This is a genomic window from Dellaglioa sp. CoH-56-MRSF-10, assembly GCF_056782175.1.
The window spans coordinates 155,508-167,997 of sequence record NZ_JBXAYF010000001.1; the positions used below are offsets into that span (position 1 = coordinate 155,508).

At 35.0% G+C, this 12,490-nt stretch carries 10 protein-coding genes; all 10 read left to right on the plus strand.

What is annotated here, in order from left to right; translation table 11 throughout:
• The first annotated feature begins 28 nt into the window (after positions 1 to 28).
• Positions 29 to 1,948 (plus strand): beta-glucoside-specific PTS transporter subunit IIABC, encoded by a 1,920-nt coding sequence (locus tag AC1RP4_RS00760; RefSeq protein WP_481761019.1) that lies wholly within the window; start codon positions 29 to 31, stop codon positions 1,946 to 1,948.
• 1 nt (position 1,949) lies between these two features.
• Positions 1,950 to 3,389 carry a 6-phospho-beta-glucosidase gene (locus tag AC1RP4_RS00765; protein ID WP_481761018.1) on the plus strand — a complete coding sequence of 480 codons (1,440 nt, stop codon included), beginning with the start codon at positions 1,950 to 1,952 and terminating at the stop codon, positions 3,387 to 3,389.
• Between the two features lie 223 nt (positions 3,390 to 3,612).
• Entirely contained in the window at positions 3,613 to 4,977 is a 1,365-nt protein-coding gene (locus AC1RP4_RS00770) for an MFS transporter (RefSeq protein WP_481761017.1), read from the plus strand.
• Positions 4,978 to 5,086: 109 nt separating this feature from the next.
• Positions 5,087 to 6,067 carry a LacI family DNA-binding transcriptional regulator gene (locus tag AC1RP4_RS00775; protein ID WP_481761016.1) on the plus strand — a complete coding sequence of 327 codons (981 nt, stop codon included), beginning with the start codon at positions 5,087 to 5,089 and terminating at the stop codon, positions 6,065 to 6,067.
• Positions 6,068 to 6,131: 64 nt separating this feature from the next.
• Positions 6,132 to 7,544, plus strand: coding sequence for a glycoside hydrolase family 32 protein (locus AC1RP4_RS00780; RefSeq protein WP_481761015.1), 1,413 nt, complete (start codon positions 6,132 to 6,134; stop codon positions 7,542 to 7,544).
• A complete protein-coding gene (scrK, locus tag AC1RP4_RS00785; protein WP_481761014.1) occupies positions 7,544 to 8,416 on the plus strand; it encodes a fructokinase ScrK in 873 nt (290 codons plus the stop codon). The genes AC1RP4_RS00780 and scrK overlap by 1 nt, the downstream gene beginning before the upstream one ends.
• A 33-nt stretch (positions 8,417 to 8,449) precedes the next feature.
• Entirely contained in the window at positions 8,450 to 9,799 is a 1,350-nt protein-coding gene (locus AC1RP4_RS00790; RefSeq protein ID WP_481761013.1) for a NosD domain-containing protein, read from the plus strand.
• A 105-nt stretch (positions 9,800 to 9,904) separates the two neighbouring features.
• Complete coding sequence (locus AC1RP4_RS00795) at positions 9,905 to 10,051, plus strand: hypothetical protein (RefSeq protein WP_409021777.1); 147 nt, start codon at positions 9,905 to 9,907, stop codon at positions 10,049 to 10,051.
• 130 nt (positions 10,052 to 10,181) lie between these two features.
• Positions 10,182 to 11,417: a cytosine deaminase gene (gene codA, locus AC1RP4_RS00800; protein ID WP_481761012.1), complete on the plus strand. Its 1,236-nt coding sequence runs from the start codon at positions 10,182 to 10,184 to the stop codon at positions 11,415 to 11,417.
• A gap of 74 nt (positions 11,418 to 11,491) precedes the next feature.
• Complete coding sequence (locus tag AC1RP4_RS00805; protein WP_481761011.1) at positions 11,492 to 12,412, plus strand: aldo/keto reductase; 921 nt, start codon at positions 11,492 to 11,494, stop codon at positions 12,410 to 12,412.
• The last annotated feature ends 78 nt before the right edge of the window (positions 12,413 to 12,490 follow it).

Consider the following 12,490-nt stretch of genomic DNA (forward strand, 5'->3'; position numbering starts at 1 on the left):
TTCGTTTTTATCTGAGGAGGAGAAAAATATGGCAAGTAAGGTTAGAGATTATACAAAATTAGCTACAGATATTTTAGAAGCAATTGGTGGAGAAAAAAATTTAGCAGGAGCAACGCATTGTGCGACACGGTTACGACTAGTGCTACATGAGGTTCCTTCAGATGCTAAAGAAAAAATATCAGCAATGGCAGGCGTTATCACTGTTGTTGAAAGTGGTGGACAATTCCAAGTAGTTATTGGACCACATGTTGCGGATGTTTATGATGCATTCTCAGCAATGATTGATAGTTCAGAAGTAGAGGAAGTAGAAGCACCAAAAACAAGTATAATGAATCGAGTTATTGCAACAATGTCTGCGGTTTTTGCCCCATTCGTTTACATATTGGCCGCGGCAGGTATTATTCAAGGGAGTTTAATTCTAATTACTTTAGCTATGCCAAATTTTCCTAAAAGTGGTACATATCAAGTTTTAAGCTTTATTTCTTGGGCACCATTTACGTTCTTACCAATATTTATTGCCATAACGGCAGCTAAACATTTTAAAACAAACAGTTTAATCGCTGTTGCATGTTGTGCTGCATTAGTTAGTCCCACATGGGCAGAGATGGCTGGAACTATTGCTAGCGGTACAAGTATTAACTTTATGGGTATTCCATTATCTCAAACAGTTTATACATCATCAGTATTGCCACCATTATTTTTAGTTTGGATTCTTTCTTATCTTGAAAGATTCTTGAGTAAAAAGATACCTGACATTATTAAAGAACTTGCTGTTCCATTATTATGTCTATTAATTATGGTTCCTTTAACAATCTTAATTATTGGACCACTTTCATCTCTTGGAGCTGAAGGAATCGCAAAAGGATATAATTATTTAGTTAAAGTTGCACCACCTTTAGCAGGTGTTATTATTGGTGGTTTCTGGCAAGTACTTGTTATTTTTGGTATCCATTGGGGTGTTACGCCAATGGTTATGGCCAATTTCAAAATGAATGGAATGGACTCATTTCAGGCTTTTCAAACAATTGCAGTGGTCGCACAAGTTGGTGCTGTTTTAGGTGTATTTATTAAGTCTAAGAACAGAGAATTAAAAAATATATCTCTTTCAGCATTTATTACAGGATTATTTGGGATTACAGAACCAGCAATTTATGGTGTGACATTAAGATTTAAAAAACCATTTATCTTTGGTTGTATTTCAGGAGCGTTTGGTGCATTAATTACAAGTTTCTTTAATTCATATTATTTTGCTTATGCTGGACTACCAAGTTTATTAACCATTGTAAATGCAATTAGTCCTAAATACCCACACTCATTTATTGGTATGGTTGTTGGATGTATTGTAGCAATTGTGGGTTCAGTTCTACTTGTTCAAATTTTTGGTACGGGTGAAACAGTTAGTGAAGTCGCAACAATGGAAGCACAGTTAGATGATGCACCAGCTAAGGTCGCACCAGTTATGAGTACGCCAGTAATAAATGCACCAGGCGTTGTTAATAGCCCTGTAACAGGGAAAGTAATTGCGTTAACAGAAGTAGAGGATGAAGTATTTTCATCTGGTGCAATGGGCAAAGGTGTTGCTGTAAATCCAACGGATAATAAAATATATGCACCATTTGATGGTCAGGTTGTCATGACTACAGAGACACAACATGCGATTGGATTAAAATCTGTAGATGGTGTAGAAGTTTTAATTCATATTGGAATGGATATCGTTGAATTAAAAGGAAAATATTTTGCAACACAAGTTAAAAATCATGATTATGTAAAAATGGGTGATTTACTTGTTGAATTTGATCAAGAGAAGATAAAAGAATCAGGATTTTCAGTAGTAACACCTGTAATTGTGACTAATTCAGATGATTACGAAGATGTTATTGCGTATACGCAAAATGAAATTCACCATGGAGAACCAATAATGGAATTAATTCCAAAAGGAGAAAAATAAAATGTCTAAATTACCGAAGGATTTTTTGTGGGGTGGCGCTTTGGCTGCTCATCAGTTTGAAGGCGGCTGGAATGTTGATGGAAAAGGGCCAAGTGTTATTGATGTGATGACTGCAGGAGCAAATGGTGTTCCGCGGGAAATTACGGAAACTATTGAAACAGATAAATTTTATCCGAATCATGATGCAATTGATTTTTATCATCATTACAAAGAAGATATTCAATTTTTCTCTGAAATGGGATTGAAGTGCTTACGAACATCAATCGCGTGGTCACGTATTTTCCCAATGGGAGATGAAAGCGAACCAAATGAAGCGGGATTACAATTTTATGATGATGTTTTTGATGAATTATTAAAAAAAGGTATTCAACCAGTGATTACCCTATCGCATTTTGAAATGCCACTCCATTTAGCTAAAGAATATGGTGGTTTTAGAAATCGTAAATTAATTGATTTTTTTGAAAATTTTGCTACGGTTTGCTTTAAACGTTATCAATCTAAAGTAAAATATTGGATGACATTTAATGAAATTAATAATCAAATGGATACAAATAACCCCATCTTTTTGTGGACTAATTCTGGAGTTATTGTGAACGATGGTGAAAATCCCAAAGAAATTATGTATCGAGTTGCACATAACGAACTCTTGGCTAGCGCTAAGGCGGTTATTGCTGGTAAAAAAATTAATTCTGATTTTGAAATAGGATGCATGGTATCACACGTACCAATTTATCCTTATTCATGTGATCCGGAAGATATCATGGCTGCTGAAGAGGCAATGCATCAACGCTTCTTTTTCCCAGATGTTCATGTTCGTGGAGAATACCCACGTTATGCACTAAAAGAGTTTGAACGTCACAATTATGATGTTGGGATTCAAGAAGGCGATATGGAGATATTGAAAAAAGGGACAGTTGATTATCTAGGATTCAGTTACTATATGTCAACAGTTGTTAAAGCAGATGCTGAAGCAGATCATTTAGGTGATGTTGTGAATGGTGGACTACCTAATGGGGTTCCTAATCCGTATATTAAATCTAGTGACTGGGGCTGGGCAATTGATCCCGATGGTTTACGATATACGTTAAATCGATTATATGATCGCTATCAGTTACCGTTATTTATTGTTGAAAATGGTTTTGGCGCGATTGACAAGCTTGAAGATAATCATGAAATTCATGATCCTGAACGTGTAAGTTATCTAAAAGAACATATTGAAGCAATCGAAAAAGCAGTTGATTATGATGGTGTTGAAGTCTTAGGATATACACCATGGGGTGTTATTGATTTAGTATCATTTACAACTGGTGAGATGAAAAAGCGTTATGGTATGATTTATGTTGATCGTGATAATGAGGGCAATGGATCGATGAAACGTTATAAAAAAGACTCATTTACTTGGTATAAAAATGTAATTGAAACAAATGGAGAAAGTCTTTAAAAGTTATTATAGAAAGAAAAAGCATCTCATTTATTAATAAATGAGATGCTTTTTGATTAATAAAAAAACAAATGACAACCGGTTGACATAAAAATATAAACAGGTTATACTTTGGTTATTCTTTCAGAAAGCGCTTTCTAAAAGTTGAGTTTATAGGTACAGGCAATTGCTATTTTTTAGTGAAATGGGACATTTATTAAACAAATAGAATGGGGTAAATAGAATGGAAAACAAAGTAAACGTAGATACAAATCAAGTTGAAGAAATTCCTCTTTTTCGAAAACTAAGTTATTCACTTACAGATTTTGGCGGAAATATTCTATTTGTAAGTATTAGTACGTACTTGTTATATTTTTATACAGATGTTTTTGGAATTGGGATTGGTGTAGCTGGAACTATCTTGCTCGTCACACGATGCGTTGATATGTTTGATGCACCAATATGGGGCTTTTTAATTGATCATACACATACAAAATGGGGACAAAGTCGGCCGTATTTCTTGTGGTTATGTGTACCATTTGCATTCTTTACATGGTTAACATTTACTACACCGAATTTATCGGGATCGTCCAAAGTTATCTATGCATCAGTTGTTTACGTCATTGCAGGAATTATATATACCGGAATTAGTACCCCTATGACGTCGATTTTACCTAACTTAACAAATGATTCAGACCAAAGAACGGTTTTGAATTCATATCGAATGGTTGGAGGAAATGTTGGTCTATTGGTTGCTAATGGTGTTGTTTTACCATTAGTTCAAATATTAGGGCAAGGAAATGATCGTAAAGGATTCTCATATGCAATGATTATTTTAGGGATTATCTCCATTATTGCCTTTTTAATTGCCTTTTTAAATTTACGAGAAATTAATACAACGATTACGAAATCAATATCATTAAAACAGAGTGTTAAAGCAACAAAAAGTAATTGGCCTTGGATTTTATTGGTTATTTCCAACTTATTCTATTGGATTGGAACAACTGTTAGAAGTTCAGGCATGATTTATTATTTTCAATATAATATCCATGCAAAATCATTAGTCGCAGTTGCTGGTTCTTTATCTGTTGTTGCTGTTATAGGGATGATATCAATTCCATTACTTGTTAAACGTACAAATAAAAGAACGGTTCTAATTGGAGCACTATTGATGGGAGCAATCTGTAACATGTTGCTTCAAGCAGTTGGTAGTAATCAAGTTTGGGTTGTTATCTTATATTGCCTAGGATCAATTGGAACGGGTGTTGCAGCTGCAATGCCATTCCTAATGTTGGCTGATGCGGTTGATTTTGGTCAATGGAAAACAGGAATCAGAGCCAGTGGCTTTTTAACAGCTATTGGAAGTGCATTCTGTGTTAAAGCAGGTAGTGGGATTGGCGGATTTATTCCATCACAAGTAATGCAATTCTTTGGATATATACCCAATCACACTCAAACGAGTCAATCTTTATTAGGCATTAACTTAAGTTTTATCTGGATTCCAGCCATGCTGTTCATACTTGCTGCAGTTCCAATGTTTTTCTATGGTAAATTTGAACGAAATGAAGATAAAGTTAGATTAGAATTAGCTAAAAAAGAAGCAGCTTAAAAAGTTAATGGTGGGGATAATGGTTTTGCTTATTTTATGGTAAACTAAGAGTACTAAAAGTTAAGCGGTAACAATTTAACTAAAATTAGACGACTTAGGAGCAAATAAAATGCAAAATCCAAAACTTGATGATGTCGCTGAATTGGCAGGCGTTTCTAAAACGACTGTATCTAGGGTGTTGAACAATAGAGGTTATCTTAGCGAAAAGACAGTTAAAAAGGTTCGTGATGCTGTGAAAGAGTTACATTATCAGCCTAATGATGTTGCAAGACAATTATTTAATAAAGAAACAAAACTAATAGGGCTTATTTTCCCAACCATTGCGAATCCTTTTTTTGGACAATTAGCTTACCATTTAGAAACGAAACTTTTTAATAGAGGTTATAAGGTTCTTATCGGTAACTCAAAAAATGATTCAGAAAAAGAAGTGACTTATTTACGTAAACTAATGGCAAATCAAGTTGATGGGCTAATTGTTGGAGCACATAATGAAGGAATTGAAGAATATCATAATACAAATTTACCAATTGTCGCAATTGATAGAATTATGAATGGTGATATTCCGGTCGTTTCTTCTGATAATTATAGTGGCGGTAAAATGGCAACAGAATTGCTATTAGAACATGGGGCAACCTCAATTGTACATACAAATGGACCTTATGATTTAGAAACGCCTGCTCGAGATAGACGTAGGGCATACGAGAAAATTATGAGTGAACATGGGTTGCCAGCCGTAACGTATACAATTGATTTTAATTGGACAGAAACAGAAAAAACAAAAGTTATTAAAAGAATTTTTGAGGATCTTAAACGAGTGGATGGTATTTTTGCTTCGAATGATACAGACGCTAGTTTGATCATAAAAATAGCTAGAGAATATGGCAAACGAGTACCTGAAGATTTACTTGTTATTGGCTATGATGGGACAGATGTTGTTCGATTATTTAAACCAGAACTAACAACAATTATTCAACCAATTGAACAGATGGCTGATGCAGCTATTGATATTTTAATGAAGAAAATAGAAGGTAAAGAGACACCTATGCAAGTAGTACTACCGGTACAATTATATAAAGGAGAAACGGCATAGTAGGTGCGTTTTTATTTTAAGATAATGACAACCGGTTAACATATAGAACGAGGAGAAGACAATTTTGAAAAATGAAACGATTAATTATCCAGAGGTAACTGATGAAAGATATCGATTAAAGTATCATATTACGGCACCAGCAGGTTGGATGAATGATCCAAATGGGTTTTGCTTTTTTAAAGGGTACTATCACATCTTTTATCAACATCATCCAAATTCAACACAGTGGGGACCAATGCATTGGGGTCATTCAAGAAGTAAAGATTTAGTTAATTGGGAAAGCTTACCAATTGCTTTGGTTCCTGGTGATCAAGAAGATCAGGATGGCTGTTTTTCAGGTAGCGCAATTGTGAAGGATGAGCGTCTCTATTTAATTTATACAGGACATAATTTGAAAGACAAAAATGATCCGGATAGTTATTGGCAGAATCAAAACCTAGCCGTTAGTGATGATGGCATAACTTTTGAAAAATTTGCTGGTAATCCAGTGATTTCAATGCCTCCTGTAGATAATGATGCTGATTTTAGAGATCCAAAAATTTGGTTTGAAAATGGAAAATATAATATTGTAATCGGAAGCAAAAATAAGGATGGCTTGGGTCGAGTTCTTATGTATAACTCAGATGATTTAGAACATTGGGACTACTTAGGACCTATTGCAACTGCTAAATCAGTTGATTCTGAAGGATTCGTTTGGGAATGTCCTGACCTTTTCGAAATTGACGGACAAGACGTTTTAGTAATGTCACCACAAGGAATTAAAGCTGATAAATTAAAATATAGAAATTTCTTCCAAACAGGATATCTGACTGGAAAATTTGATGAAGAGACACATTCATTACATCATGGTGAGTTCACTGAATTAGATTATGGACATGATTTCTATGCAACACAATCAATGGTTACGCCTGACGGTAGAAGGATCATATTTGCATGGATGGACATGTGGGAGAGCCCCATGCCAGAACAGGAAGATGGTTGGGCAGGCGCACTAACATTTCCAAGAGAATTAAATATGAAAAATGGTAAATTATTGATGACACCAGTTGAAGAAATTAAAAAATTGCGCGAAAAAGTATTATTAGATGTCACTAAACCTAAGGATACAACCACTATTTTTGAAGCCCCTACAAAGAGTTTTGAGTATTTAGCGAACTTTAATGGGCAAGAAAATGTCAGCGTTAAAATTAAAAATAGCGATAATAAATTATTAATAAAAGTTAGCTATCAAGCTGCAACAGGTAAGGTAACATTACAAAAGTATAATGACGATTTACTTCGAGAAACTAATGTGAGCGTTGCCAATGAATTGGATGTTCATTTATTAATGGACAACAGTTCAGCAGAATTATTTGTGAATAATGGAGAAGCATGTTTCTCTGAAAGGGTTTATGATGAAAAGGAACTTATAGTTGAAACAAGTAGCGATTCAACTAATTATGATATTAAAATATATGAACTTGGAGGAACAATGTAATGTTATTAGGAAGTATTGAAGCAGGTGGCACTAAATTTGTATGCGCGGTAGGTAACGAAGATTATCAAGTAAAGGATCAAATTCAAATTCCCACGACTACACCTGTTGAAACATTAACGGCAGTCGTAGACTATTTTAAGCAATTTGAAATAGCTGCACTTAGTGTTGCCTCATTTGGACCAATTGAAATCAGAAAAACGTCACCTAAATATGGATTTATCACGAAAACACCAAAACCGGGTTGGGGTGATACGGATTTCTTGGGATTTCTTAAGGGCAAACTGGATATTCCAACATTTTGGACAACGGATGTAAATGGTTCAGCTTACGGTGAATATACAATGTCGACATTGTTTAATGAGAAAATTAATTCACTTGTTTATTACACAATTGGAACTGGTGTGGGCGCTGGAGCAGTAATTGATGGCCACTTAGTTGGCGGTATTGGCCATCCTGAAATGGGCCATGTCTTAGTTAAGAGACATCCTGATGATCTTGATTTTAAAGGTGTCTGTCCATTTCATGGTGATTGTTTAGAGGGCTTAGTTGCTGGACCAACATTTGAAGCACGGACTGGTAAAAAAGGTAAAGATGTCCCATTAACAGACAAAACTTGGGATATTATGGCCTACTATATTGCTCAGGCTGCCGTTCAAACAACGTTAAGTTTACGTCCTAATAAAATTATTTTTGGGGGCGGCGTTACAAATGATGTTTTATTGGAAAAAGTGCGACATGAATTCAAAGAAATTTTAAATGATTATGTTGACGTTCCTCCATTAGATCAATATATTACAGCACCACAAGTTGCTAATAATGGATCAGCCAATGTTGGAAACTTCGCTTTAGCTGAAAAAATGTTATCTGAATGATAGGGTTATTTAACAAAATTGGAGGGTAAAATAATGACAAACAAAAATTATTATGATGTAACAAAATGGCCTATTGGTAACCCGTACGAAGATATTGGGGAAGTTATTAATAGTATTATTACTGATATTAAAAGTCATCAAACTGATAGTAATAGCAATGATGGTGGAAAACCAGGGGCAGTTATTTATCTACCACCAGCTGATTATCACTTGCGTACACAAGTCTTAATAGATATTAGTTTTCTTAAAATTCAAGGATCTGGGCATGGATTTACGTCATCAAGCATTCGGTTTAACGTACCACAAAACGAATGGTCAAATTTACATGAATTATGGCCTGGTGGTAGTCGTGTTCTTGTTGACCTCGATCCTAAAACAACGGATGAAGAATCTGAAGGTGCAGCTTTCTATGTTGCAAGAGAAGGAAATCCGCGTATTAGTTCAGTCGAATTTTCGAACTTTAATATTGATGGGTTACACTTTATTGATGATGGCACAGGCGAAAAAAATCCAGAAAATACGTATGTGAATGGTAAGACTGGAATTTATGTTGCAAGTGCACAAGATTCATTCCGTATTACAGAAATGGGTTTTGTTTACTTAGAACATGGTGTAACCATTTATAACGCAGATGCATTAACAATCCACGATAATTTTATTGCTGAATGTGGTAATTGTATTGAACTACGTGGATGGGGACAAGCTTCGAAAGTAACTGAAAATTTAATGGGCGCTGGATTTAATGGCTATACCATTTTTGCGGAAAACTTCGGAGGACTGCTAATTACGACTAATAATATTTTCCCAAGAGGTGCAAGTAGCATTTCATTATCTGGCGTGACGAAATCGTCTGTTACAAATAATCGCATTCATGCATTTTATCCCGGAATGGTTATTTTAGATGATAATTGCTCAGAGATATTGGTTTCTTCAAACCATATGCTGCATGATCAAGAACCGTGGGCGCCTATGCAACATCGAGATAATGGATTAGACGATTTATATGGGCTGTTATCAATTAGCGGTAATGATAATTCCGTCATTGGAAATCATTTTTCAGAAACGGTTGATCAAAACACGCTTAAACCAGTTGGTGCAACACCGGTCATTATCCGACTTGCTGCCGGACATGGTAATTATATTGCAAATAATAATGTTGTGGCTACAGAAATTCAATCAGGTAGTGGCGATTCAGCATTTTCTGCACAAGTAGATGCGTTACTAGCAACCGAAGAATTAAAAAAAGTCACAGTAACAACTGTTTTGGTTGAAAAGAAGTCAACGCAAAATACAATTTTAGATTCTGGAAGCAATGAACAAGTTATTTTGGATAAAAATGTGAATGCTTTTAGAGCAACACCAACCGTCCCAAAAAAACAGTAATTTTAAATAAATGATTTAATTTGTGCCACTTTGATAAAATAGGACTATAATGAAAGTTGAAGTTAGAACTTAATATAACTGTCCAAATCAAAAGAGGCGATAGCAATGGCAAAGTTGAGTAAAGAACAACGCAAAGCAATGGCTCAAAAAGCAATGGACGAACGTGCTAAACATCCACAAGCTGAAAAAAAACAATCAGGTTTTAAATTTATTGAAGATGAATCAACTAAGTTAGGTGCAGAAAAAAACTAATTATAAAAGTTCAAAGATTAATTCTAAGTATTCTTGGAATTAATCTTTTTTTAGTTAACTAAAAATATTAAATTGGGTGTAAGTCATGTACAATTTGAATGATAGATAATTTAATGAGGAGTGATAATCGATGTTAATTAAACAAGTACATATTGAAAATAAAGAAGAATTACAAGATATTCGAGTAGAAAATGGCATGTTTACTGAGATTGGGGTAAATTTACAACAAAATGCTGATGAAAAAGTCATTGATGCAACCGATAAATTGATGTTACCGCCATTTGTTGATCCACATGTTCATTTGGATTCAACGCTCACAGCAGGTGATCCGGAATGGAACGAATCTGGGACTTTATTTGATGGCATTCGGATTTGGTCTGAACGTAAAAAGACGTTAACCCATGAAGATGTTAAAGAACGTGCTGTTACAGCATTAAAAATGCAGGCAGCCCATGGTGTTCAGTTTGTTCGTTCACATGTTGATGTGACTGATCCTGATTTAGTGGCTTTGAAAGCTTTAATTGAGGTCCGCGAAGAAGTTAAACCTTGGATGGAATTACAATTAGTTGCTTTCCCACAAGAAGGTATTTTATCATTTCCAAATGGGAAGGAATTAATGACAAAAGCTGCTGAATTAGGAGTGGATGCAATTGGTGCAATTCCCCATTTTGAATTTAATAGAGAATATGCAGTTGAATCACTCCATTTCGCTTTTGAATTGGCTCAGAAATATAATTTATTATTTGATGCACATACGGATGAAATCGATGATCCTAGTTCTCGTAGCTTGGAAACCGTTGCGACATTAGCTTTAGAAACAGGGATGAAAGATAAGGTTACAGCATCACATACAACAGCGATGGGTTCATATGATGATGCTTATTTGTACAAATTAATGCGTTTATTGAAGATGTCAGAAATGAACTTTATTGCTAATCCACTTGTAAATATGTTCTTAGGTGGACGTTTTGACACATATCCAAAGCGTCGTGGGTTAACACGCGTCAAAGAATTGGATGAGAATGGGTTGAACGTTGCATTTGGTGAAGATGACATCAAAGATCCATGGTATCCAATGGGAGATGGCAACATGTTAGACGCCTTGCACATGGGATTACATGCGACTCAGATTATGGGTTATAGTCAAATTATGAATGCTTACCGATTTGTGACGACTAATGGCGCTAAATCTATGCATGTTATGGATCATTATGGAATTGAAGTTGGAAAACCAGCTAATTTCGTCATTATGGATAGTGATAATTTTTATGATGCGTTGAATACACGTGCTGCCGTTATGTTATCAGTCCATAATGGTGATGTGATTAGTGAAACCAAGCCAGCAGAAACCCAGTTATATATCTAGTAAGTAATCGTTTTGGTAGCGCCTTCTTGATTTGAATGCTAGAATCAAGGCATGACTTGAAAAGGGGTAATAAAATGAAAATGATTAATTTAGGCGATAGCGAACTTCAAGTATCATCTGTCGGTTTGGGATGCATGCGCATGCCAGAATTGTCGACTGGGCAAGCTGCAGAAATGATTCAAACATCAGTTGATCATGGCATTAATTTCTTTGATCACGCAGATATTTATGGTGCAGGAAAAGCTGAAGAAGTGTTTGCGGCAGGATTTACTGAAACTGGGTTATCACGTGAAGACATTATTCTTCAATCAAAATGTGGTATCGTTCCAGGTGTAGAGTATAATTTTACTGCTGAACACATTGAAAAAAGTGTTGACGGTATTTTAAAACGATTAAATACGGAATATATTGATAGCTTATTGTTACACAGACCTGATACGTTAATGGAACCTGAAGCTATTGCTCGTGTATTTGAAAAACTACAAAAATCTGGAAAAGTACGTCATTTTGGTGTTAGTAATTTCTATCCTGGGCAAGTTGATTTATTACAACAAGCTTTGGATATGAAACTATTAGTTAACCAACTCCAATTCGGTGTCATGCACACTGGAATGATTGATTTGGGAACAAATGTGAATATGGTTAATGATGCTGGAATTAATCGTGATGGCGGTATTTTAGAATATTCGCGTCTTAAAAAAATGACGATTCAAGCATGGTCACCATTCCAATACGGATTCTTTGAAGGTACATTCTTAGATAATCCAAAATTTGCTGAATTAAATGAAGTTTTAAACCGTTTAGCTAAAGAAAAAGAAACAACTAATACTGGAATCGCAACAGCATTTATTCTACGTCACCCAGCTAAAATGCAGGTGATTGCTGGAACAATGAACGCAAAAAGAATTGTTGAAATTGCGAATGCTTCAGAACTTGAGCTAACACATGAAGAATGGTACGAAATTTATCGTGCAGCAGGAAATAAATTACCATAAATGAAAAAATTAAAGTAACTAACTAATTACTATTTTAGTTGGTTACTTTTTATATTAAGCGTATGAAAATTTCGTAGT